17 protein-coding genes and 1 tRNA gene are annotated in these 24,359 nt (G+C 33.6%); 12 read left to right on the top strand and 6 right to left on the bottom strand.

All coding sequences use genetic code 11. From position 1 onward, the window contains the following. Window positions 1-9 precede the first annotated feature (9 nt). Together EM308_RS02155 and EM308_RS02150 are read left to right on the top strand one after the other, a co-directional pair. The gene (locus EM308_RS02155; protein ID WP_035639521.1) at window positions 10-918 is read left to right on the top strand and encodes a pseudouridine synthase; all 909 of its coding nucleotides are present in this window, start codon (window positions 10-12) and stop codon (window positions 916-918) included. A 256-nt stretch (window positions 919-1,174) separates the two neighbouring features. Then, on the top strand, window positions 1,175-2,938 hold the full coding sequence (locus EM308_RS02150; RefSeq protein WP_035639520.1) for a DUF885 domain-containing protein: 1,764 nt from the start codon (window positions 1,175-1,177) through the stop codon (window positions 2,936-2,938). A gap of 47 nt (window positions 2,939-2,985) precedes the next feature. Here the strand turns inward: EM308_RS02150 and EM308_RS02145 are convergent, their stop codons facing one another. From EM308_RS02145 to EM308_RS02130, 4 genes are all read right to left on the bottom strand, one after another. Further along, complete coding sequence (locus EM308_RS02145) at window positions 2,986-3,594, bottom strand: DUF937 domain-containing protein (RefSeq protein ID WP_051877867.1); 609 nt, start codon at window positions 3,592-3,594, stop codon at window positions 2,986-2,988. Window positions 3,595-3,815: 221 nt separating this feature from the next. Continuing rightward, window positions 3,816-4,247 carry a response regulator gene (locus tag EM308_RS02140; protein WP_035639572.1) on the bottom strand — a complete coding sequence of 144 codons (432 nt, stop codon included), beginning with the start codon at window positions 4,245-4,247 and terminating at the stop codon, window positions 3,816-3,818. A gap of 37 nt (window positions 4,248-4,284) precedes the next feature. Beyond that, a complete protein-coding gene (locus EM308_RS02135; RefSeq protein ID WP_035639516.1) occupies window positions 4,285-6,702 on the bottom strand; it encodes an MASE1 domain-containing protein in 2,418 nt (805 codons plus the stop codon). A 347-nt stretch (window positions 6,703-7,049) separates the two neighbouring features. Then, window positions 7,050-7,122 (bottom strand) — tRNA-Phe (locus EM308_RS02130). Window positions 7,123-7,266: 144 nt separating this feature from the next. Here EM308_RS02130 and EM308_RS02125 point away from each other — a divergent pair. From EM308_RS02125 to EM308_RS02095, 6 genes are all read left to right on the top strand, one after another. Then, a complete protein-coding gene (locus tag EM308_RS02125; protein ID WP_035639514.1) occupies window positions 7,267-7,998 on the top strand; it encodes a type III pantothenate kinase in 732 nt (243 codons plus the stop codon). Further along, window positions 7,995-9,257 (top strand): hypothetical protein, encoded by a 1,263-nt coding sequence (locus EM308_RS02120; protein WP_035639512.1) that lies wholly within the window; start codon window positions 7,995-7,997, stop codon window positions 9,255-9,257. The genes EM308_RS02125 and EM308_RS02120 overlap by 4 nt, the downstream gene beginning before the upstream one ends. 80 nt (window positions 9,258-9,337) lie before the next feature. Continuing rightward, on the top strand, window positions 9,338-9,856 hold the full coding sequence (gene lptC / locus EM308_RS02115; protein WP_231560036.1) for an LPS export ABC transporter periplasmic protein LptC: 519 nt from the start codon (window positions 9,338-9,340) through the stop codon (window positions 9,854-9,856). 212 nt (window positions 9,857-10,068) lie between these two features. After that, complete coding sequence (locus tag EM308_RS02105; protein WP_035639502.1) at window positions 10,069-11,328, top strand: hemolysin family protein; 1,260 nt, start codon at window positions 10,069-10,071, stop codon at window positions 11,326-11,328. A 110-nt stretch (window positions 11,329-11,438) separates the two neighbouring features. Beyond that, the gene (locus EM308_RS02100) at window positions 11,439-13,538 is read left to right on the top strand and encodes a peptidylprolyl isomerase (RefSeq protein ID WP_035639499.1); all 2,100 of its coding nucleotides are present in this window, start codon (window positions 11,439-11,441) and stop codon (window positions 13,536-13,538) included. A 255-nt stretch (window positions 13,539-13,793) separates the two neighbouring features. Then, window positions 13,794-14,243 carry a hypothetical protein gene (locus EM308_RS02095; protein WP_035636439.1) on the top strand — a complete coding sequence of 150 codons (450 nt, stop codon included), beginning with the start codon at window positions 13,794-13,796 and terminating at the stop codon, window positions 14,241-14,243. 43 nt (window positions 14,244-14,286) lie between these two features. Here EM308_RS02095 and EM308_RS02090 read toward each other — a convergent pair whose 3' ends face one another. Both EM308_RS02090 and EM308_RS02085 read right to left on the bottom strand, forming a co-directional pair. Beyond that, window positions 14,287-15,198 carry a GYDIA family GHMP kinase gene (locus EM308_RS02090; protein WP_035636442.1) on the bottom strand — a complete coding sequence of 304 codons (912 nt, stop codon included), beginning with the start codon at window positions 15,196-15,198 and terminating at the stop codon, window positions 14,287-14,289. A 197-nt stretch (window positions 15,199-15,395) separates the two neighbouring features. Further along, window positions 15,396-16,721: a hydroxymethylglutaryl-CoA reductase, degradative gene (locus tag EM308_RS02085; RefSeq protein WP_035636445.1), complete on the bottom strand. Its 1,326-nt coding sequence runs from the start codon at window positions 16,719-16,721 to the stop codon at window positions 15,396-15,398. Window positions 16,722-17,356: 635 nt separating this feature from the next. On the opposite strand from EM308_RS02085, the gene EM308_RS02080 reads away from it, so the two are divergent. The 4 genes from EM308_RS02080 to EM308_RS02065 are packed head-to-tail and all read left to right on the top strand — an operon-like array spanning window position 17,357 to window position 24,339. Then, a complete protein-coding gene (locus EM308_RS02080) occupies window positions 17,357-19,534 on the top strand; it encodes a S9 family peptidase (protein WP_035636508.1) in 2,178 nt (725 codons plus the stop codon). Between the two features lie 28 nt (window positions 19,535-19,562). After that, window positions 19,563-21,098: a peptide MFS transporter gene (locus EM308_RS02075; protein ID WP_035636448.1), complete on the top strand. Its 1,536-nt coding sequence runs from the start codon at window positions 19,563-19,565 to the stop codon at window positions 21,096-21,098. Between the two features lie 60 nt (window positions 21,099-21,158). Beyond that, the gene (locus EM308_RS02070; RefSeq protein ID WP_035636451.1) at window positions 21,159-22,811 is read left to right on the top strand and encodes a peptide MFS transporter; all 1,653 of its coding nucleotides are present in this window, start codon (window positions 21,159-21,161) and stop codon (window positions 22,809-22,811) included. A gap of 16 nt (window positions 22,812-22,827) precedes the next feature. Continuing rightward, window positions 22,828-24,339: a peptide MFS transporter gene (locus EM308_RS02065; protein ID WP_035636454.1), complete on the top strand. Its 1,512-nt coding sequence runs from the start codon at window positions 22,828-22,830 to the stop codon at window positions 24,337-24,339. Window positions 24,340-24,359 lie beyond the last annotated feature (20 nt).

Genomic DNA, 24,359 nt, shown 5'->3' with positions numbered 1-24,359 from the left:
TAGAATATTATGGAGAATAGAGGAGGCAATAATAAAAGAAGCGGTTCTAGACCAACGGGTTCTAGACCTAGTTCTAATAAGCCCAAACCTGCGATGCCAAAAAGGGCACAAGGACCTAAAAAAGCAAAACCAAACACCAAAGTTCCAGATACTGCCACAAATAAAGTGGAGAAAAAACCGAATCAAGCTCCAAAAAGAGCAAAGGAAAAAGATGAAATCCGATTGAATAAATACATCGCAAACTCTGGGATTTGCTCTCGCCGTGATGCTGATATTTACATTCAGTCTGGAAATGTAAAAGTGAATGGTATTCCCGTTATCGAAATGGGTTATTTAGTAAAACCAAGTGATGTCGTTAATTTTGACGGAACAGTTATTACACCTGAAAAGAAAGTGTACATTCTTTTGAACAAGCCTAAGAATTTCACGACTGCTTTGGACGAAGGGCAGGAGTATAGAAACGTATTGGAATTGGTAAAAGGTTCGACAACTTCAAAAATTGCTCCTATCGGAAGAATGGACAAAAATACGACTGGATTGTTGGTATTTACAAATGACACAGATATGATTCGTAAGTTTTCGCTGCCGAATCAAAAATCGCCAAAAATATATCAGGTTTCCTTAGATAAAAATTTAAAATTTGAGGATTTGGAAAAAATAGGCAAAGGTTTAATGTTGGAAGGACACCGAGTTCATGTTGAGGAAGTAAGTTATATTGAGGGTGAATCTAAAAATGAAATCGGAATCAAAATAAAATCGTCCAATATAAAAGTGGTTCGTTCAATATTTGAAAACTTCAATTATAATGTTCTTAGAGTTGATCGCGTTGCATTTGCCGGATTGACTAAGAAAAATTTGCCTAGAGGAAATTGGAGAGTACTCACAGACCAAGAAATTATCAATCTGAAGAACGCATAAATTTTTTTAAAATATTTTCAGAATCCCTTTCATAGCAATATGTAAAGGGATTTTTTATTTTAAAACAAGTAGAATGACACTAGAAAAATTGCAATATTGATATAATTTTAATAAAAAAGCAATATTTATTAATAATTAGTCCTATATTTCCCGAAAAAACAATAAATATTAAATAAGTATGACCTAAAATTGGTAGCAAATACCAATCAAGATAGGCGAATTACATTTAACTAGTATAAACTATAACTATCCACACATGAACAGAATTACATTTTTTATAGCCTCATTGGCTATTTCATTAACATTAGTGAATTGTAAATCTAATGAGGAAAAACAGGATTTTTCTTTGTTTACCAAAAATTATTTTGATGACAAAAACACTTTAGATCCTTTGTCTGCAACACAGAATGGTCAAAATGAATATAATGATCAATTACAGTTTGAAATGACAGATAGCTTTATTAAAAAGCAACTTGAGTTTTTTGATAAATATGAGACTGGACTAAAGGCATTTGATGAAAAACAACTTTCAGAAGAAGAAAAAAATAGCTTTGAAATTATAAAGTGGGAAGTTGCAGTTGGGAAAAAACTGGCGGAACAACCTGCAAATCTCATGCCTATTCATCAGTTTTGGGGTACACATATAACAATGGGGCAATTTGCTGGAGGTAAAAGTGGACAACCTTTTAAAACAGAAAAGGATTATAGAAATTTTTTAAAGAGGATGGATAAATATTGTTTTTGGATTGATTCTGCTTTAGTTTATATGAAGAAAGGAATTGAAAAAGGAATTGTTTTGCCAAAAGCATTAACAATAAAAGTTATTCCGCAATTTGCTGAAATGCCGACCGCAAATATTGAAGACAATTTGTTTTATTCTTCTATAAAGTTGATGCCAGCAGCATTTTCTGATGAAGTAAAAAAAGATTTAAAAGATAAGTATACGTCTGTGATTAATGATAAGCTGATACCTAGATATAAAAAAATGGCTAGTTTTCTTAAAAATGAATACTTGCCAGCATCAAGATCTACAAGCGGAATTGGGAGTTTGCCTTTTGGGAAGGAATTATATTTGGCTTACGTAAAACAGTGTACGACTACGGAGATGACTCCAGAAGAGATTCATCAATTAGGATTAAAAGAGGTAGCCCGTCTAAATACTGAAATGGAAAAAGTAAAAAACCAACTTGGATTTAAAGGGACACTTATTGATTTTTTTGAGTACGTAAGAAACAAACCTGAATTAAAACCATTCAAAAAACCAGAAGAAGTAATTGCCAATTTTGAAAGAATTTATAGTGTTATAAAACCAAATGTCGATAAATTATTTTCATTGCAGCCTAAGACAAAATTTGAGATAAGAAGAACAGAAGCTTTCCGAGAAAAAACATCAAGTGCAGAGTATAATCAAGGAACAGTTGATGGTTCTCGTCCCGGTATTTTTTATGTGCCCATTCCAGATGTAAAGGAATATAATGTGTTTGGGGATGAAGATTTGTTTTTGCATGAAGCCATTCCGGGGCATCATTTTCAAGTTTCATTGCAGCAAGAGAATACTGCTTTACCTGATTTTAGAAAGTTCAATTGGTTTGGTGCTTACGGTGAGGGTTGGGCATTATATACAGAGAGTTTAGGAAAAGAATTAGGTTTATATCAAGATCCTTATCAATATTTTGGGATGTTGAGTAATGAAATGCATAGAGCAGTTCGCTTAGTGGTTGATACAGGATTGCACAGCAAAGGTTGGACAAGAGAGCAAGCTATCAAATATTCTATGCAGAATGAGGCCGAAAGTGAAGCAGGAATTACCGTTGAAATAGAGCGTTATATGGCTATTCCTGGACAAGCCTTATCGTATAAAATAGGGCAACTCAAAATTTTGGAACTTCGAAAAAGAGCACAAGATAAACTCGGATCTAAATTTGATATTAAAAAATTCCATGAAAAAGTATTAGAATCTGGTGCAATGCCATTAGCTTTATTGGAAAAGAAAATTGATTCTTGGATTGATGAAAAGTAGCTAAAAACCATGCCAACGATTTCAAAATTGTTGGCATTTTTTTTAAATCATATTTTAAAGATTTTATAGAAAAAATGAGGTTTTGGTTTCGTTTTTACCAATGTATTAGAATCAGCATAAGCATCTTCACATTCAAAATCCGAGTAGCCCAAAAGTACGCGAATTCCTTCGGGAACATTGTTTAGGATTAATTTTTTCTGCGAATTCAAATCGTTTTGAGAGATGCCTGTCTTTTGTTTTTCATTTGCTAAATGCAATAAAATGAGCATCGCCGCAAAATTTAGGATTGCACAGGCCGTTCCACTTTTAATGCCTACTTCATTGGATATCATTTCTGATATTCGTTCTTTTTTAGTAGAAAAAAGAGTGTTAAGAGGAATACCTCCTTCTTGTTCAAAAGAGTAATTTATCGAAGAAATTTTCCCGTTTTCGAATTTTGTGCTCTTATAAAATTCAGTAAAAGTTATCGATTCTAGGATTCTGTCATACAATAAGGAGTTGTCCATAATTTTTTCGAGACCAACAAGAACGGTGCAAATACTAGCATCGATTGATTTTCTCAAATGAAGTTCGTTTTCCTCAAATTTTTTGCAAAATATTGAGATTAAGGGCGAAGTGATTACGTTTCGAAGTTGATGAAGCAGAATGGGGGTCATAATTTATCTTTTTTCAAATAAACTTTATTTATGTAGGTTCTAAATAATCGATTAAACGCTAAATTTTCTCGTTTATTGGATAAATATAGAAAAAATTTAACAATCCCTAGTAAAAAGTGTCCATTTGTTAAAAAGATATCACAAAATTATGAAAGAATTTCTTATTTCGCTTTTATGTATGATACTATTGAAAAAGTTTTTTTTGATTTATCAAATGTTTTTTATTCCTTTTGTTCTGAAAAAAAGGTATCAATAATTGAAGTAAGCCTCTCCGTTGTAAGCGGCTTGTTCTGAAAACTTGAAATTGCAGGAAGACTTGAAGCTCTTTCCTTGTCATCGGGATTTAGTGAACTAGAAAGCATTACAACAACAGTTCCTTCTTTTTGATTTTCATTCAGCTTTGAGTAGGCTTCGGCAAATTCCCAACCGTCCATTATAGGCATGTTTATGTCCAACAAAATAAGCATAGGTTTAGGGTAAATGCTATCCAGTCTTTCATAGTCGCCAGTATTTGTCAAATATTCCAGAGCTTGTTTTCCATTCAATACCGTTTCGATATGGTCTGTAATTCCAGCTTTTTTTATTAGCATTTTGCTAATAAAATTGGTCGCTGCATCATCGTCAATTAGCAATACAGAATTTAATTTTTTCATTTTTTTGAGATTTAGGGTCTTTGCATTTTTTTTAAAATTATCTTTTTTTAGGTACTGTAAAATGTACAGTTGTGCCGGATCCCAAAGTAGATTCAATCCAGATGTTACCTTCATGCAGGGCAATTATTTTTTTACAAATAGCAAGTCCGATACCAATTCCCGGATAGTCTTCCCGGTTGTGGAGTCGCTTAAAAATGATAAATGCTTTTTCTTGGTTTTGTTCTTCAATACCTATTCCGTTGTCTTCAACTGTGAAGTGCCAATTGTTTTCAATTAGCTTTGCTTTAATCCTGACAATTAAGGGGATGTCTTTTTTTCTAAATTTTATTGCATTGGAAATTAAATGCTGAAAAAGTTGAATTAATTCTACAGAATAGCCATTTAGTTTTGGTAAATTTTCAGTTTCAATTTTGCAATTTGATTCGCGGATGTTATCGGATAATGAAGAAATAGTCTCGTTTACAATCTCATTGCAGTCAATTTCATGTTGGTTAATTTGGTTTCCTATTCTGGAGTAGTCCAATAATCCTTTGATTAATTTTTGCATTCTGTCTGAGGATATCAAAATGAAATCGAGATATTGTTTGATGTCTTCGTTAAGATCTTTTGGGAATTCTGTTTTGAGAAGTTCCGAAAAAAACTTCAGTGTAATCAAAGGTTCCTGTAAATCATGCGATGTGATATAGGCAAATTGTTCTAGTTCTTTGTTCTGAATCTGTAGTTTTTGGTTTTGAAAAGCAATTTCTTTTTCATTTTCTTTTCTTTGGGTAATATCTCTTGCGATAGCGTTTATGTGAAGTTTGTTTCCTTCATTGTCAAAAATCATTTTGGCACTCAGGGAAATGTGTTTTAAGGCGCCTGATTTTGTTTTAATCAGTCTTTCGTAATAGTCCAAAACTGATTGTTCGTTCACAAGTTTAATTACTATGTTGCTTTTTTCATCATCCGGTTGCAAAAAATTCATCGGTTTGCCAATTAATTCTTCGGCGGTATATCCGCAAAATTCTTTTACAGATGGGCTTAAATCTATAAAAATACCGTTAATGTCCGTTTGAAAAATGACATCTTGAATATTTTCAAATATGTTTCGGTATTTTTCTTCGCTTTTTTTCAGAGCCTCTTCATCTTTTATTTTTTTTGTGATATTGGTTGAAATTACCGTAGCTCCAATGATTTCATCGTTTTGATTTTCGATGGGGCTGGTTCTGAATTCCCAATAAGAGTGGTTGATATCAAAATAGTTGACAGTTGTGTTGCTCTCACCCAAAAAAGCTTTGCTTATTATTTCCAAGGATTTGTTCAGTTGTTCTTTGTTAGAGATACAATTCTGTAATTTCATCCCTAAGGCAATATCTGCACCGTACATAGTTTTCATAATAAGACTGTGCTGACTGTTAAAACTTAGATATTCATAATTTAGACCTATGGAAAAAATGCTGAAATTTTTTGGACTTTCCAGAGTAGATTCTAGCAAAATTTGATTTTTCCGAAGATTATTTTCACTGGTTTTAATTGAATCTTCGGCTTTTTTACGTTCTGTTATGATTCCTGATAAAAAAAGGCTGCAAATGCTTATTGTACTGAGGAATAAATCCAGAAATAAAATCGAATCGTTTATATGTTCTTCATTAAACGGACCAATTCCCTGAGTAGTAGTTACAATTGCAAAAAATGAAATTACAATGATGACAAGTGTCGTGATCTGAACGGGAAAACGATAAGCAGACCAAAACAGGAGTGGTAGAATGAGGTATTTTAATTCTGTGTACTGAAAAAAAACACCAAAGCAAACCAAAATCGTTATTACTCCATAGAGGATCAATTCAAAGAAATTAAATTTTTTCCTGGCGAAAGCATCTTTTAAAGACCAGGATAAAATCAAAGGCGTGAACAAAATTATTCCGATTGCATCACCAAACCACCATGTTTTATAGGTGTACCAAAACTGTTCTGGGGAGATAGATCCGTTAAGGTAGAAATTGGCAACGCCAATCAATGAAGTTATAGTAGAAAAAATGATAGGTCCCAATATAAGCAAGCTTAATACGTTTAATCCTTTGTCTAATAACTGTTCTTTTTTGCATAAACGTTTTAGAATAATTGAGGCGCTCGAAGAAGCTATTATGGAACCCAAAGCAATGTAGAAACCTGTGGAAAGGGTAGATAATGAAAGAACTTCGTTGTAATGTGTAAAACCTAAGTTTAGAAATGTATTTGAATAAAAGGACCCAATACCTATTCCGATTAAAGCTTTTCTTCCAAAAATTAATATTGATGCCAAAGCAAGTCCTGCAGGTAGGAATATTGGGCTGACTGTGCCGGGGTCAATTGTTGTTAAAAAGCTGATTTTGGCAAATAGAATATATGATATAGCAACTACAAGAACCGTGATGGGACGATATCTTAACACGCGAGGTATGGAAAATGGGTGGACTAATGAATTTTCTGCTTTCATTATTAATTGTCGGTTCTATCGGTGATAACTACTCAAAACACATATTATTCGTTGTAACCTGATAATATTCTCTTTTTTGTTTAATAAAAAAAGAATTCTTTTTTAAGAGATGTAAGTTTCCAAATATGAAATTATGAAATTAAAATTAAAATTTCGTGAATCGGGAGTGTTTTTTGTAAGAGTTTTTATGGCGGACAGTCCTACTTTGGGATTGTTGAAAAGTGTAATTGTGTAGAATGGCCAATTCCCTTTGTTTTGATTATCAAATGCTTCTGGTAAAATCAAAATTTTGAAAAGATTAGGGTAAAGAAATGAAACAAAAAACCCACTCGGTTGAGTGGGTTTAGTGGTACCTCCAGGGATCGAACCAGGGACACATGGATTTTCAGTCCATTGCTCTACCATCTGAGCTAAGGTACCGTGCTCATTACCTCACTTCGCTATTATTTTCATAAGAGTTCGGTGAACTTGTTTGCGGGTGCAAATATAGAATCTTTTTTAATTTAAACAATACATTTTTTAAAAAAAATCTATTCGTACCTTAGCATTTTTAAAAAAGAAACCATGGTTTTAGCAATTGATGTTGGGAATACAAGAATTAAAGGTGCTGTTTTTGAGAATGATAACACTTTAGGTTTTTTTGTTTTTCCTAAAGAGAAAATTCAAAAAGAAATTGAAAATATTTTAAAAAAATACCCAAGTGTAAAGCATTTGATTGTGGCTTCTGTTGGAAAAGCGGATAAAGATTTGTTTTTGAATTTCAAAAATGTGCTTGATTTATGGTTTATTTCACATGAAGATTTTTTCCCATTTACTAATAATTATGCTACTCCCAAGACTTTGGGAATAGACAGAATGGTTTTGGCGGCAGGCGCAACTTTAAAGTTTCCTAGGCAAAATCGCCTAATCATCGATGCCGGTACATGTGTTACTTATGATTTTGTTGATCAAAACGATGTGTATCATGGAGGTGCTATTTCGCCAGGTTTACGTTTGCGATATGAGTCTTTGCACAATTTCACCGAAAAGTTACCTTTGCTTACTGTAGATAATCCGAAACATTTTATCGGCGATTCAACAGCAGAGGCTATTCATTCTGGAATTGTTAACGGATTGGTGTATGAAATCAACGGTTTTGTCGATGAATATCTGTCCAAATTTCCAAACTTTATAATAATTTTAACGGGTGGAGATGCTAATTTTTTGGCGATGCGATTAAAAAATACCATATTTGCCAATTCAAATTTTCTTTTAGAGAGTTTGAATCAAATTTTTCAATATAAAATAGGAAAATGATTAAGAAAATAAGTGTTGTTGCATGTTTCTTTTTTTCACTGATGTCTAATGCTCAAAGTGGATCTGCTTCTCCGTATTCTTTTTTTGGACTTGGTGAATCGAGATTTAAAGGAAATATTGAAAATCGTTCTATGGGAGGTGTAAATGTTGAGCAGGACAGCCTTCATATTAATATTTTGAACCCTGCCAGTTTTGCCAGTGTGCGGTTTACCACTTTTACAATGGGTGGAAATTATGCAGCTACCAATTTGAAGACAGATTCCGGTAGTGAAAACGCACAAAGAACAACTCTCGATTATTTGGCAGTTTCCTTGCCTTTAGGAAAAATGAGTGTTGGATTTGGATTGTTGCCTTATACTTCGGTTGGGTATCATATTCATTCAACTACTACAGATCCTGACGGAGAAAACAATGTAATGAAAGGAAGCGGAGGGTTAAACAAAGCTTTTTTGTCATTGGGATATACCGTTATTCCGAATTTAGTGATTGGAGCCGATGTACAATATAATTTTGGAAGAATCAATAATTCAAATCTGGGCTATATTTCGGGCGTGCCAATAGGAACTTATGAGGAAAATAAAGCAGATTTGAATGGTTTTGCAACAAACTTTGGGATAATGTATAAACACAAACTATACAAAAAAGTGAATCTGTATAGTGGATTTACTTATGCGCCTCAAAGTAAATTATCTTCATCAAATACAAAAACGATTGCAACGGTTACTTATAATTCTGATTTTAATACAGCCGTTATTGACGCTAAAGATTCAAAAGAGATAAGACATGATATGACAATTCCAGATAGAGTGTCTTTTGGATTTGGTGCCGGACAAACCAAAAAATGGATGGTAGGTACTCAAATGACTTTCCAAAATGTAGGGGATTTGGCAAATGATTACAATATGTCAGACAAAGCGACTTATGGAAAATATTCAAGTTATAGTTTGGGAGGGTATTATGTTCCAAACTTTAATGTTTTTTCCAAATATTATCAAAAAGTGGTTTACAGAGGCGGTTTGAGATATACAAAGACAGGAACAATTGTCAATTCTGAAGAAATCGATGATAAGGCATTGACGTTAGGTTTTGGATTGCCTATTCCACCTAGTATGGGTAGTTTTACCAGTGGTATTAATATAGGTTTAGAATTTGGACAAAAAGGAACTACGGCAAAAGGATTGGTTCAGGAAAATTATTTTAATTTTTCAATGAGTTTCTCTCTTAATGATAGATGGTTCGGACAAAGAAAAATTGAGTAATCACTAGTCAAATAAAACCTCCTTATTAATTGACTTTTCGAATTATGGCTTTCTTCAAAAAAAATCTACGATCATTTTCAATGCTAATTATTATTGTTAGCATGATTTTGGGCTGTGAAAGTAATTTTAAGGAAGTCCAAAAAAATGATTATTCAGAATTTGTGCCAAGCGGTGACGCCGACAACGTGAATTTGAAATACACCGATTCCGGGAAAATAAAATCCATATTGATAAGTCCCAAAATGTATGATTATGCCAATGTCGAATTTCCATTTACCGAATTTCCCAAAGGGGTCGATGTGACAATTTATGACAATAAAGGCAAAAAAACTTTTATCAGGTCGAATTATGCAATTTCGTACAAGCAGACCAATATCATTGATTTACAGGGAAAAGTAAAAATCACTTCAGAAGCAGGTCAGATGCTCGAGACAGAGCAGTTGTATTTTGATCAGCAAAATCAATGGTTTTATACCGAAAAAAAGTTTAAATTGACCGATGCTAAAGGAGGTTCGACGGGACAAGGAATTGATTTTAGCAAAGATTTCAATACAGTGAATTCACAACGAATAGAAGGAGAAGTTGAATCTTCGGAATAATTAAAAAATAACAACATGAATTTCTTAAAATATACCTCATATCTTTACTTGGCTTTTGGAATCTTTTTTATATACGATGGATATACAAAATGCAATACCAGCGAAAGTCCTTTGTTAAGTTTCATAATAGCCGGTCTTGCTATTTTTATGTTTTTCTTCAGAAGAAAATTTTCAAAGAAATTTGAAGACAGAAATAAACAATCCTAAATATCATGGAAATAAGTGTCATAATATTGTGTTTAATACTATGTGCTTTTTTTTCAGGAATGGAGATAGCTTTTATCTCTTCGAATAAAATCTATTTGGAATTAGAAAAAAAACAAGACAGTTTTACTTCCAGAATTCTAACCAAACTTACCGAGAAACCCTCAAAATTTATTGCAGCAATGCTTATAGGCAACAGTGTTGCGCTTGTTGTTTATGGTTTTTTTATGGGCGAATTGTTAATGGATTGGCTCTTGCGTTTTAATCTTCATTTTTCCGATTTTACGAGCCTTATAATTCAAACAGTAATTTCGACATTTATTGTTTTAATAACAGCTGAATTTCTTCCGAAAGTTTTTTTTCAGATTTATGCCAATTCGCTGATTAAGTTTTTTGCGATTCCCGCTTATTTCTTTTACAAAATATTCTATTTTATATCTACTTTTTTAATTTGGATTTCCGATTTTGTTTTGAAACGATTTTTTAAAACAGAAGGGGATCAGGTGCAACTTTATTTTAGTAAAGTAGAATTGGGAAATTACATCAACGAGCAAATGAGCAACGTAGATGAACAAGAAGAAATGGATTCTGAAATACAGATATTCAGAAATGCATTGGATTTTTCGGGGACAAAGGCTCGAGATGTAATGACACCACGAACCGAAATTGCAGCAATTGAAGTTTGCGAATCTTTGGAGGATTTGAAAATGTTATTTATTGAAACAGGTTATTCAAAAATTGTGATTTATCAAAATTCAATCGACGATATAATTGGGTACGTTCATTCGTTTGATTTGTTCAAAAAACCTTCTTCTATAAAGGAAATTGTTATTTCGGTTGAGTTTATCCCAGAAGCTATCTATGTAAAAGATGCTATGAGTTTGTTGACTAAAAAAAGAAAGAGCGTGGCGGTTGTTCTCGATGAATATGGTGGAACATCTGGGATTTTGACGATTGAGGATATTGTGGAGGAGCTTTTTGGTGAAATTGAAGATGAACATGATTCAGACGAAGAATTAATCGAACGAGAGCTTGATGAAAAAACCTTTTTGTTTTCAGCACGTTTTGATGTTGAGTATTTAAACCAGACCTATAAACTGTCAATTCCCGAAAGTGAATCTTATGGAACACTTGGAGGGTTTATAGTAAATTTTACCAAAGAAATTCCTCAAAAAGGAGACGAATTTAACATCGAAAATTATCATTTTGTCATAGAAGAAGCCACAAATAAGAAGATTGAATTGGTTAAAATGACCATCAAAGACTGATATTATTTTGCAAAGCCAAAAAAAAACAAAAAAAAAAGACTAGTTCTATAATTATTAATTAGATAATTGTATTTTCGCAAACAAAATTTTAAAATAAACAATAATAGACAATGGCAGTTTTATCAAAAATTAGACAACATTCAGCTATAATGATTGGAGTTATTGCTCTGGCATTATTCTCATTTATAATACAAGACCTTTTTACCAAAGGGAATTTTGGGAAGAGCTCTAAGGATGTTGGGAGTATCAATGGAAAGGATATATCATTTGAGGACTTTAGAGTAAAAGTCAGCAATTTAGAAAAAAGTGGGCAAGGAATCTCCGCAACCGAAGCATCTAGACAAGTATGGGAACAAGAAGTTACTATCGCTTTGCTTACTGCCGAATTTGATAAATTAGGATTAAGAGTAGGAGAGAAACATATTTTGGATGTACTTAAAGCAGATCCAAATATTGGAAAAAACCCAATGTTTTTGAATGCGGCAGGTATGTTTGATGTTGCAAAATTCAAAGAATATTTCAAATCAAATCCAGAGCAGGCACAATTTTTAAAAGACAGAGAAAAAAGTGCTGAATTGAATGCTAAATTCCAAATGTATAATACTTTGATTAAAGCAGGTATTTATACAACAGATAGCGAAGGAGAATTTAATTACCATGCAGGAACAGACAAAGTTAACTTTGCTTATGTTGCAGGTTTGTTTTCTACTATCAAAGACAGCGAAGTAAAAATTTCAGATGCTGATATTTTGGAATACATGAAAGCAAGTCCAAAAAAATTCAAATCTGAAGAAACTCGTAAAATAGAATATGTTTTAATTGAAGATAAAGCTTCGCCAGAAGATATCAATGAAATTAAAACTAAAGTGTCATCATTATTGTCAGGAAGTGTAGTTTACAATCAGGCAACTGGTAAAAACGATACTTTGGCAGGTTTTAAAAACACCAAAAATGTAGTTGAATTTGTAAACTCAAATTCAGATGTACCATACGACTCTACTTATGTGCCTAAAAATAATTTACCTGCTGTAGATGCTGATAAATTGTACAACTTGGCTCCAGGTGAAATTTACGGACCTTATGTTTTTGGAAAATACTACTGTATTTCAAAATCTTTAGGAAGAAAAGCTGGGGTTAATGCAAAAGCAAGTCATATCCTTATTAGTTATGAAGGAACACAAGTTCCTAACAAAAGAGAGGAAAGAACTAAAGAAGAGGCCAAAGCCAAAGCGGAAGAGATTTTAGCACAAGTAAATGCAAATCCGGATAGTTTCATGATGTTGGCTTTCACCAACTCAGATGATTCTTCTGCGCAACAAGGTGGAGATTTGGGTTATTTTACTCAAGGACAAATGGTGAAACCTTTCAATGATTTCGTATTCAATAACGGAATTGGAAAAGTTGGATTGGTAGAAACTCCATTTGGATTCCACATTATCAAAATCACTGATAAACAAGACGGAATTCGTTTGGCAACCGTAGCTCAAAAAATAGAAGCTTCTGAAGCTACTTCTGACAAAGTGTTTACGCAAGCAACTAAATTTGAGATGGATGTTGCTGACAAAGATTTTAATAAAGTAGCCAAAGAAATGGCTCTTACAGTAGCTCCAGCCGTTTCAGTTAGAGCGATGGACGAGAATTTTGGTCCATTAGGAAACCAAAGAACTATCGTAAGATGGGCTTTTGAAAAAGACACTAAAGAAGGTGCTACAAAAAGATTTGAAGTGGCTAATTTAGGTCACGTAATTGCAAAAGTTACTGCTATTGATAATTCAGGATTAGTTCCGGTTGATCAAGCAAGACCATATGTAGAGCAAATTCTTAAAAACAAGAAAAAAGCTGAGATTTTAAAAGCTAAAATGACTGGAAATTCATTGGAAGCAATTGCAAAAGCGACAGGTTCTACAGTACAACAAGCTACTAATGTTACTTTGGAAAACCCTGTTTTGACAGGAGGTGTTGGTCAAGAGCCAAAAGTAGTTGGTAATGCATTTGCATTGGCAGCAAACAAATTGTCTTCTCCAATTGAAGGTGTAACTGGAGTATATGTTGTAAAAAACATCAGTACTGTAAAAGCGCCAGCTTTGAAAACGTATGCTGATAATGTTGCTAAGTTAAAAGCGCAAACTGCCGGTGATGTTAACAGAGTATTGCCTGCTTTAAGAGTTGATGCTGACATCAAAGACAACCGAAAAGATTTTAATTACTAAGAAGTAATTTTTATAAATAAAACGCCCAATACTTTTAACTGCAAGTATTGGGCGTTTTTTTATGCTTAAATTTCGATTAATATTTTCAGTATTAACGATTAAGGTTTTTTGAAATAAAAAAAAACGTGTATATTTATATGTTTTTAATTCTTAAATCAATATAAAGAATTTTAAGCTCGCCCACCCCAACTTTACCCGATTACAGCTTACTGAAATAAAGGATTCACGGATATTTTTAACTTAAATATATTTATTATGTTTAGTATTATTAAAAAAAATCCCAAGGTGTATTCCAATATAGAAAACCATATCTATGGGATAATTACTGAGTTATTGAAACTTAGTGCTACAGATATAAATTGTGATGAATTAGGTGGTAAATATTATTTAAGTAATGAGGAACATCATTTCAGCGTTACTGTATTTAATAATGAATCTGTAATCAGACTGACAAATACCCGAGATTCAGTTGCAGAGAAATACGATAAGGCTTTTGTCGAAGATGTTTTAAAGGCCATAAAGGAAGAAAAGCATCATAGGATGGAATTGGTGTGTGACTCTATCACCAGCAGCATCGAAAAGATGGCTGAGCGCTTGCATAATACACTTATAGAATCTACCGCAAAAGAAAACAACGTAAAAGAAAATAAAACGATTCGTTTGGTAGAAATAGACAAATTCACTAATGACAAAAAAGCTAATTAGATAAACATTTTCCGATGAAGTAGATTTACTTTAATTGATTTAATCAGAGAATCATATCGTTATATTCTAAAATTGTTTCATACCCTTTGCGTTGGAAATAATCGCGAGGGTTTTCTTTTGAAATAACCAGAATAAAATCACCTCCCCAGGCGCCGAGGCTTTTTGTGGTTCCGTTAAAATCAGGGAACAAAGATTCTTTTATGGTGTTTGTTTCGAGAACAGCACTTAACTCTTTCTCGTGTTTTTCCAGCACTTGCGCAAAAGTGCCTACATCTTTTGCATCCAAAACGGATTGCGTAAGTTGATTGATGATTTTTTTAGCGGTTTCCAAATCACTTCTTTTCTCTTTGTAGGCAGCAATGGCTGTTTTGCTGTTTTGTTTTTGATTGAGATAAACAAAGTATAGATTTTCTGTAAATACCGGTTGGAAATTTGTTTTTTCTATAATCGGTTTTCCTTGTTCGAGCTTATAAAGAATAGGGCAGTCATTTTGTGCACAAGCAATATCGTAGCCACTTCCGCCAAAACTATTTTTTAAAAGTGTAAAAGCATCAACCTCGAACCATTGCCCAATATTGTTTATTAAAGTTGATGAAGTTCCCAATCCCCATTTTTTTGGAAAAGTCAACTGAGTTGTAACAATGTATCCTTCGGAATTTTCAAGGATTCCTTTGTTTAGTAGATTGGCTTCTCTCAGAATGTTGATTAAAGTATTTTTGATAGATTCTTTTTCAAAAGAGAAATTGGAAACAATTTCCGAAAACAAAATTGTTTCTTCAAACCAAATACTTCCGTCAGCATCGTAACTTTTCCATCTGATTTCTTGGTTGTAGCCTTTTTCTACAATAAGGTGTTGTCCGAATTTTGTAGGCAAAGCCAATGCTTTAGCCCCATCAAGAACCAAATATTCTCCTGTAATCAAAAGTTTTCCGTTGCTGTAAAATGTTTTTTTCATCTTTTAATATCAAAGCTGTCTGGGTTTGAAACCATAAGTTTTCGGAAGGGTTCAATAAGAATTTTCTTTCATTTAAACCGTCTTGTTTTGTCATTCCTCCTACGTCGGAATGACAATATTGTGCAAAAAAATTATTGTTTAATCTTAATTGCACTTTTCCGAATTATAGTTTAAAATCCTAGAAAGGTCAGTTTCACTTAATTTTTTACTTTTCTTAAATTTTCAATATAATCAACTACAGCACTGTGAGAAACAACGTGGTGTTTGAAATGTTTTTTAATCAAATGTCGTTCTTCGTCTGTTGCTTCAAACTGATTTAGGATATTGTTCAAATGCATTTTCATGTGCCCTTCCTGAATTCCGGTTGTGGTCAGGGAACGTAACGCTGCAAAGTTTTGTGCCAATCCGGCAACGGCAACAATTTCCATTAATTCCTTAGCCGAAGGTTTTTCGAGCATATCCAAAGAGAATTTTACCAAAGGATGTAATGAAGTCAATCCTCCCACAGTTCCAAGTGCTAATGGGACTTCCAACCAAAAGCTGAAAATTCCGTTTTCAATTTTGGCATGAGATAAACTGGAATACTGTCCATCTTTTGAAGCGTAGGCATGAATACCGGCCTCTACAGCCCTAAAGTCGTTTCCTGTTGCAAGGACAACGGCATCAATTCCGTTCATGATTCCTTTATTATGAGTCACGGCGCGGAAAGGTTCTACTTCTGCAATTTGAACGGCTTGAACAAATTTGGCGGCAAATTCGTGTGGGCTTTCAATATGTTTTTCGGCTAATTCTTCTATAGGGCAGGAAACCTCGGCTCGAACGACACAATTTGGAACATAATTAGAAAGAATACTCATTACTATTTTTAAGTTTTTTTCTTCTTCCGAAAACAATTCAAAATCCTGAGCTTCTTCCTGCAATGTTTGAGCAAATTGTTCCAGGCAGGAATTGATAAAATTCGCGCCCATACTGTCAACCGTTTCAAAAGTAATATGAAGCTGATGGTAATTTGGGAGTAAGTCGGTTTTGTCTTTTAGGATGATATCGAGAATGCCACCACCTCTTTTTTGCATATTCTTGGTCAAGTGCTCGGTGGTTGCAAATAATTTCGGTTTTAATTGCTCAAAAAAAGTTGTCAATTTGGACTTGTCCCCATTATAAATAAAATGTACCTGACCAATTTTTTCTGTGCTGATGACAGTTGCTTTGAATCCTCCGCGGGTCGACCAAAATTTAGCCGCTTTGGAGGCTGCTGCCACAACTGAACTTTCTTCAATAGTCATCGGGATGGTGACGTGTTTTCCATTAATCAGGAAATTGGGGGCGACACCCAATGGAATGTAAAAATTTGAAATCGTATTTTCAATGAATTCATCGTGAAGTTTTTGAATTTTTTCGTCCGAATTCCAGTAATTCTTAAGTAGTGCTATGGCTTCACTTGGAGTTGAAAAATAGTGATTGGCAATCCAGTTTATTTTTTCTTCTTTGGATAATTTCGAAAATCCAGCAACAGCGTTGTTCATAGGTGTAAATTATTGCTTAATGATGACAAATATACACATTCCGCGTTATTGTTTTTTTTAAAATAAAAGCACATTCGGAACAGGGTAAACGCATGGTTTTTAAAACAACCTCAAATTCACAGGTTTATTCCCTGCAAACTTGAATTTTGTAATTTTAGAAAAACTAATTTGATTAAATTCCGCTGAAAGCGACTGATTTATAGTAAGAATTTTTATAAAAATTTGCGAATCTCCGGTAAAACAACTCATGCTTTTGCCCCCTGACATTCGGAATTCGATTTATTTTATTCGAGGAATCTGATTTTTTGGTACTTATGATTTTATTGCCAGTCCGCGGTAAGAATTTTTATTTTGATAACAGAAACTTAATACTGCAAAATTCATGTAAAGAATGTTTGTACTTTGTTTGGTTGACAAATAAATATTTAGAATAATTGTTAAAATTGTTTTTTTATAACATTTGTTAGGGCAAAAGTGTTTTATTTATAAAATTTTCACTAAAATTGTCGGTTTAAACTCAGCCTCCATTATTTGAAAGCAACAGCTTTAAAGGGCGTAAATACCTGTAAATTGTTACAATTTGGATGATGATTGAAAAGTGCAACAAAACCTATTTAAAAAAATATTACCTTTTTATGAATTCGAATAAAATTACTGTATTACTATTCTTTTTGTGTTTTTCGGTCTTTGGACAACAAAAAATAACTGTCGATGAGATTTATACAGGAGCTTTCAGAGCCAAAGGAATGGACGAATTGCAGTCGATGAAGAATAACAATCAATATACAGTATTGAATTCAGATAGAGCTACAGGAAGCAATCAAATCGATCTATATGATTTTGCAACATTAAAAAAAGTCTCCAACCTTATTGATACTAAAAATTTTAGGGAGTTGGCTGATGGAATCGATAGTTATACTTTTGATGATTCTGAAAAACAAATTTTAATTGCTTGTAATTCAAAGCAAATTTTTCGCCACTCCTTCACAGCCGATTATTTTTTATACGATATCGCTTCAAAAAAACTGACTAAGCTTTTCGATTTTCAGGTTCAAGAGCCTACTTTTTCTCCAGACGGAACTAAAATTGCCTATGCCAGAGAAAACAATCTATATGTTTATGATGTAGCTTCAAAAAAATCTACTGCCGTTACTACAGATGGGAAAAAGAATGCCGTGATTAACGGAATTACGGATTGGGTTTATGAAGAGGAATTTGCTTTTGTTCGTGCTTTTGACTGGAGCAAAGACAGTAAAAAACTGGCATACATCCGTTTTGACGAAAGTCAGGTACCAGAATTTTCAATGTCAATTTTCCAAAAAAGTTTGTATCCAACGGTTGAAACTTTCAAATATCCCAAAGCAGGTGAAAAAAACTCATTGGTTTCATTACACTTATATAATGTAGATTCTAAGGCTTTAAAGAATATAGATTTAGGAAAATATAATGACTTTTACATTCCTAGAATAGAATGGACAAATGATGCTAATATTTTATCTGCCAAAATAGTGAATCGTCATCAGGACAATTTGGATTTGTTGTTTGTTGACGGAACTACTGGAGCTGCCAAAGTTGTTTTTAATGAAATCGAAAAAGGGTATATTGATTTTATTGACACCGATAATTTAACTTTCCTGAATGACAACAGTTTTATCTGGACAAGTGAAAAAGACGGTTACAACCATATTTATCTGTATGATAAAAACGGAAAACTGAAAACTCAAATTACAAAAGGAAACTGGGAGGTTACTTCTTACTATGGTTTCGACGAAAAAACCAAAACCATTTTTTACCAATCTACAGAAAATGGTTCTATCAACAGAGATATCTACCGCATAGGACTTGACGGAAAAAACAAAGTTCGTTTGTCTAAAAATACAGGGACGAATGCAGCGACTTTTAGTCCAAATTTTCAATTCTACATTAATACTTTCTCAAGTGCTTCTCAGCCTATGACTTATACTTTGAACGAGTCAAAATCGGGTAAAGAAATTCAGGTTATCGAAAATAATCAAGCGCTTACTACAAAATTAAAAGGATACAATTTACCATCAAAAGAATTTTTTGTTTTAAAAACAGAAAGAGGAAACGAATTGAATGCGTGGATTATGAAACCAAAAGATTTTGATGCTTCAAAAAGATATCCTGTTTTTATGTACCAATATTCAGGGCCAGGATCACAACAGGTAAATAATGACTGGAATTCGGCCGATGATTACTGGTTTATGTCGCTTACTCAGCAAGGTTATATTGTTGCTTGTGTTGATGGAAGAGGAACTGGTTTTAAAGGTGCTGATTTCAAGAAGGTAACACAATTGCAATTAGGGAAATATGAAGTCGAAGATCAAATCGATGCTGCCAAAGTAATAGGAAATTACCCTTATGTGGACAAATCTAGAATCGGAATTTTTGGTTGGTCATACGGTGGATTTATGGCGTCAAACTGTATTTTCCAAGGAGCCGATGTTTTCAAAATGGCAATAGCGGTAGCTCCGGTAACCAACTGGCGTTTTTATGACAGTATCTACACAGAAAGATACATGCAGACTCCACAAGAGAACGCAAGCGGGTATGATAATAACTCCCCAATTAACCATGTCAATAAATTAAAAGGAAAGTTCCTTTTGATTCACGGTTCGGGTGACGATAATGTGCATGTACAGAATTCTATGCAAATGATGGAGGCTTTGATTCAGGCCAATAAACAATTCGATTCTCAAATATATCCAGATAAAAATCACGGGATATATGGAGGTAAAACCAGAATTCAATTGTTTACCAAAATGACAAACTTTATTAAAGAAAATTTATAAACCAAACACAAATACCAAAAAAACAAAAATGGCAGAAACTCAAACAAAATCAGGACATCCAAAAGGATTGTACTTTTTATTCTTCACAGAAATGTGGGAAAGATTCAGTTATTATGGAATGAGAGCTATTTTCATTCTGTTTATGACTAAAATATTATTAATGAAGGATGCTGATGCTTCTCAGATTTATGGTAGTTATACGGGATTAGTTTATTTGACGCCACTTTTGGGGGGCTATCTTTGTGATAAGTTTTTAGGGAACAGAAGAAGTATTATTATAGGTGGGATTTTAATGGCCATAGGTCAGTTATTCATGTTTTTAAGTGCTTCAGCTGGTGCAAACGGAGGTGTTTCAATAATGTGGATGGGACTTACGGCAATTATTATTGGAAATGGATTTTTTAAACCAAATATTTCTACAATGGTAGGTCAATTATATCCTGCAAATGATAGAAGAATTGACAGTGCTTTTACTATTTTCTATATGGGAATCAACTTAGGAGCTTTCTTTTCTCCTTTGGTATGCGGATCTATGGATTTTAAATGGGGTTTCCTAGCAGCCTGTTTGGGTATGGTTGCGTCGTTGATTAGTTTTATACTTTTTCAGAAAAAATATTTAATTTCAGAAGAAGGTAAAGAAATTGGATTACCTGTAAAGAAATTGGACTTAAAGAGCATATTGATGATCGTAGGTTCAATTGGAATTGTGTTTTTTATGCTTAATTTCAAGCAATTATTTAATAGCGAAACAGATATTATAAGTTATTTCATTTATGGGTCAATGATTTTGATGCCAATTTTAATACTTTCGGACAGAAGTTTGACAAAAGTTGAGAGAAATAGAATTATTGTAATTTTCATATTAGCTTTCTTTGTTATCTTTTTTTGGGGAGCTTTTGAACAAGCAGGTGCTTCATTAACGTTATTTGCTGACAGACAAACTGAAAGGGGAATATTTGGATGGGAAATGCCAGCGTCGTATTTTCAATCTGTAAATCCTTTGGCAGTAATTGTTTTAGCTCCAGTAGTATCAATGATTTGGGGGTATTTGTATAAAAAAAGATTAGAGCCAACTTCACCTTATAAAATGGCCATTGGTCTTGCTTTGGTAGCACTAGGTTATGTAATTATTGCTATTGCTGTAAAAGGCTTGGGACTTGGTGAAAAAGTGTCTATGTGGTGGTTAATCGGGTTGTATATTGTTCACTCTTTGGGTGAATTGTGTTTGTCTCCAATTGGTTTGTCTATGGTTTCCAAATTAGCGCCTTTGCGATTATCTTCTTTACTAATGGGTACTTGGTTTTTGGCAAATGCTGCTGCAAATAAATTTGCAGGAACATTGAGTTCTTTAATTCCGCCATCTGGAGAAGCAGATCCAAATGTTCCAGTGGTTTATCCTTCAATTGTTGGATTTCAGATTACAAATTTATACGAATTTTTTATGCTATTTATTATAATGACAGGAGTTGCAGCAGGTATTTTATTCGTGTTAAGTTCTTGGTTGCAAAAAATGATGAATGAAAAACATGAAGAAGGAATTCCTCATGTTGAGCATCAACTATAATTTAAAAATTTATATCATTAAGCCCACATGAATCATTGTGGGCTTTTTTAATAGAATACTATGAAAAGCAAACACCCTAAAGGATTAGCATTCCTGTTTTTTACAGAAATGTGGGAACGATTTGGTTATTATCTCATAATTGGAATTTTCGTTCTTTATATGATTGATCCTGCGGCTACCGGCGGATTGGCTTTTTCGGATAAACATGCCGATGATATTTTTGGAACTTATATTGCCTTAACATACTTGACTCCTTTTTTGGGAGGTTATCTTGCCGATAGATTTTTGGGATATTTCAAGGCAATTTATCTGGGAGGGTTTTTAATGGCCATGGGTTACATCGGGTTGAGTTTTCATGATGTGACATTTTTTTATATTTCAATGGCACTTATTATTATTGGTAATGGATTCTTCAAGCCTAGTATTTCTACACTTGTAGGGAATTTATATTCGACAGAAGAGTATAAAGCTAATAAAGATGCGGGGTATAATATTTTCTATATGGGAATTAATATTGGTGCATTTGCCTGCAATATTATAGCAGCATTTATGCGAAACCAATACGGTTGGGGTGCTGCTTTCTTTACTGCCGGAATTGGAATGTTACTTGGATTGATTATTTTTTCCATTGGCCGTAAACATTTAGAAAGTGCCAATGTGATGAAACCGGTTCAAGAGGGAGATATTTCCTTGGGCAGAATTTTAGGAGTAGTGTTTTTTCCAGCAATTGTTTGTGGAATTATTGGGTGGCTAATTCCTGGAAATATTTTCAAAAGCGATTCCACTGATGCTTTTATTTTTGCTTGTGTCCCTGTGATAATTTTTTACATCAGCTTGTATGTAAAAGCCAATAAAGAAGATAAACGACCACTCGGTGCTTTGCTTGCAATTTTTGCAGTGGGAATGTTATTTTGGGCGGTTTTTAAGCAAAACGGAACTGCATTGACCCGTTGGGCAAATTATTACACAGACAGACATGTTACTGGAACTACCGAAAAAGTCTTGGCTTCTGCCTATTTAGTGGAGCAAAAAGATTTTGCTACAAAAGAAGTTCAAAAATATGACAATCAATTTCAAGCTGTAAAAGATGCCGATAACGAGCCAGTAAAAGTTCAAGGAAAAGATGTTTATTTCAGTAATATTTCTGCAGAAAAGAAAGCTGATTTTGAAAAGAATCCGAATCAAAAAGTATTTCTGATTAATACAGAACTGTTTCAATCCATTAACCCGGGTTGGATTATTGTGTTGACACCATTTGTGGTAGGTTTTTTTGCTTTTATGCGAAAAAAAGGAAAAGAACCTAGTACGCCTTCCAAAATAATTCTAGGGTTATTCATATCTTCCTTATCATGTTTAGTTATGGTAATTGCGGTTTACTTTGGAAGTAACGGAGCTGTCAAAGTTTCGCCGTGGTGGTTAGTGGGGACTTATGGTGTAATTACTATCGGAGAACTATGTTTGTCACCAATGGGACTTTCCATTGTGTCCAAATTAAGTCCTCCTCGTTTGACCGCTTTGATGATGGGAGGTTTCTTTTTGTCGATTTCTATTGGTAATAAACTTTCTGGAGTTTTGGCAAGTATGTGGTATGATTATGAAAATAAAGCTAATTTTTTCTTAGTAAATGCTTTCTTGCTGCTTTTTGCAACCGCTTTGGGATTATTGATTTTGAAACGCTTGAATGCAGTGATGAAAGAAAAAGGAATAAATTAATTCAATTATAAATAAAATGACAGAGAATTTATCAATAGAACAAATACAAAGCTTTAAAGGGAAATATCCAAAACAGTTGTGGTATTTGTTTTTCAGTGAGATGTGGGAGCGTTTTTCTTTCTATGGAATGCGCGGGATGTTGTACGTTTTTATGACCAGTCAGCTATTGATGAAAGATACAGATGCCAATTTGCAGTATGGCGCTACTCAAGCGTGGGTGTATGCTTTTACATTTATTGGAGGTTTATTTGCCGATAAAATTTTTGGTTTCCGAAAATCACTTTTTTGGGGTGGTTTGTTGATGATTATTGGAAGTGTTATTTTAGCGATACATCCTAAAGAGTTTTTTTTCATAGGAGTGAGTTTTACTATTGTTGGGACAGGTTTTTTTAAACCCAATATATCTTCGATGGTTGGAAAATTATACAAAGACGACGATAATCGAAGAGATGCGGGATTCTCACTGTTTTATGCGGGTGTGAACCTTGGGGCATTAATAGGTGGTTATATTTGTATTGCTGTGGCAAATGGTAATCTTTGGACATCTTTTGTTCCGGTTAACCTGAGATGGAATTACGCTTTTGGATTTGCATCGATAGTAATGATTATTAGTCTGCTTACTTTTATTCAAACTCAAAAAAGTATGGGAGATATTGGACTTTCTCCGCTATTGCATTTAGATAATGCAAAAAGAAAAATTCTTGAAATAAGTACTTATGTAGGTTCAATTTTGATTATTCCTGTCATTATGATTATGGTTTCAAATACTATATATACTGATTATTTTATGTATTTGATTGGACCAATATCAATTGTTTATTTGATTTATGAGATGAGAAGTTTTACATCGTCTCAAAATAAAAAATTAATAGCGGCTGTGATTTTTATGCTGTTTTCTGTTGTTTTTTGGGCTTTCTTTGAACAAAGTGGAGGTTCATTAAGTGCTTTCGCGGTAAATAATTTAAACAATACCATTTTTGGAGTGCGACTAGATCCAAATGGAGTAAATAATTCAGCCAATTCATTATTTGTGATTGCTTTTGCAGCTCTAGTGGGAATAGTTTGGTTGTGGATGCACAAAAGAAAAATTGAGCCAAACACAGTTGTGAAATTCGGTTTGGCGTTTTTATTTTTGGCAGGCGGTTTCTGGATATTTTATTATACTAAATTCTTTGCAGATGCCAATGGAAGAACTTCTTTGGGATTGTTTAGTTTCGGTTGGTTTATCATCACTTTTGGTGAACTTTGCTTATCACCAATTGGTATGTCGGCAATGACAAAACTTTCACCACTGAAAACTCAGGCGGTTATCATGGGAATGTGGTTTTTAGCAAGTGCTTACGGGCAGTACTTTGCGGGGATTTTGGGAGCCAATATTGCTGAAGCTTCTGAGAATTCCTCTAATCTTGAAAAATTAAAAGTCTATGCAGATGGTTACCAACAATTGGCCATTTATGCTTTGGTTGCCGGAATAGTTTTGATTGTTATTTCTCCATTGGTAAAAAAATTAATGCAAGAAGTAAAGTAACGGACATTTTGGTGTTATTT

Origin of the sequence: Flavobacterium gilvum (genome assembly GCF_001761465.1) — a bacterium.
GTDB classification, from domain to species: Bacteria; Bacteroidota; Bacteroidia; order Flavobacteriales; family Flavobacteriaceae; genus Flavobacterium; species Flavobacterium gilvum.
The sequence above is the reverse complement of the archived record's forward strand: the minus strand, read 5'-3'. Positions and strand labels throughout refer to the sequence as shown.

What these genes read in the sequence shown, in the direction of transcription:
- EM308_RS02155 (WP_035639521.1), top strand. Translation starts at nt 10, where the DNA reads ATGGAGAATAGAGGAGGCAATAATAAAAGAAGCGGTTCTAGACCAACG.
- EM308_RS02150 (WP_035639520.1), top strand. Translation starts at nt 1,175, where the DNA reads ATGAACAGAATTACATTTTTTATAGCCTCATTGGCTATTTCATTAACA.
- EM308_RS02145 (WP_051877867.1), bottom strand. Translation starts at nt 3,594, where the DNA reads ATGACCCCCATTCTGCTTCATCAACTTCGAAACGTAATCACTTCGCCC.
- EM308_RS02140 (WP_035639572.1), bottom strand. Translation starts at nt 4,247, where the DNA reads ATGAAAAAATTAAATTCTGTATTGCTAATTGACGATGATGCAGCGACC.
- EM308_RS02135 (WP_035639516.1), bottom strand. Translation starts at nt 6,702, where the DNA reads ATGAAAGCAGAAAATTCATTAGTCCACCCATTTTCCATACCTCGCGTG.
- EM308_RS02125 (WP_035639514.1), top strand. Translation starts at nt 7,267, where the DNA reads ATGGTTTTAGCAATTGATGTTGGGAATACAAGAATTAAAGGTGCTGTT.
- EM308_RS02120 (WP_035639512.1), top strand. Translation starts at nt 7,995, where the DNA reads ATGATTAAGAAAATAAGTGTTGTTGCATGTTTCTTTTTTTCACTGATG.
- lptC (WP_231560036.1), top strand. Translation starts at nt 9,338, where the DNA reads ATGCTAATTATTATTGTTAGCATGATTTTGGGCTGTGAAAGTAATTTT.
- EM308_RS02105 (WP_035639502.1), top strand. Translation starts at nt 10,069, where the DNA reads ATGGAAATAAGTGTCATAATATTGTGTTTAATACTATGTGCTTTTTTT.
- EM308_RS02100 (WP_035639499.1), top strand. Translation starts at nt 11,439, where the DNA reads ATGGCAGTTTTATCAAAAATTAGACAACATTCAGCTATAATGATTGGA.
- EM308_RS02095 (WP_035636439.1), top strand. Translation starts at nt 13,794, where the DNA reads ATGTTTAGTATTATTAAAAAAAATCCCAAGGTGTATTCCAATATAGAA.
- EM308_RS02090 (WP_035636442.1), bottom strand. Translation starts at nt 15,198, where the DNA reads ATGAAAAAAACATTTTACAGCAACGGAAAACTTTTGATTACAGGAGAA.
- EM308_RS02085 (WP_035636445.1), bottom strand. Translation starts at nt 16,721, where the DNA reads ATGAACAACGCTGTTGCTGGATTTTCGAAATTATCCAAAGAAGAAAAA.
- EM308_RS02080 (WP_035636508.1), top strand. Translation starts at nt 17,357, where the DNA reads ATGAATTCGAATAAAATTACTGTATTACTATTCTTTTTGTGTTTTTCG.
- EM308_RS02075 (WP_035636448.1), top strand. Translation starts at nt 19,563, where the DNA reads ATGGCAGAAACTCAAACAAAATCAGGACATCCAAAAGGATTGTACTTT.
- EM308_RS02070 (WP_035636451.1), top strand. Translation starts at nt 21,159, where the DNA reads ATGAAAAGCAAACACCCTAAAGGATTAGCATTCCTGTTTTTTACAGAA.
- EM308_RS02065 (WP_035636454.1), top strand. Translation starts at nt 22,828, where the DNA reads ATGACAGAGAATTTATCAATAGAACAAATACAAAGCTTTAAAGGGAAA.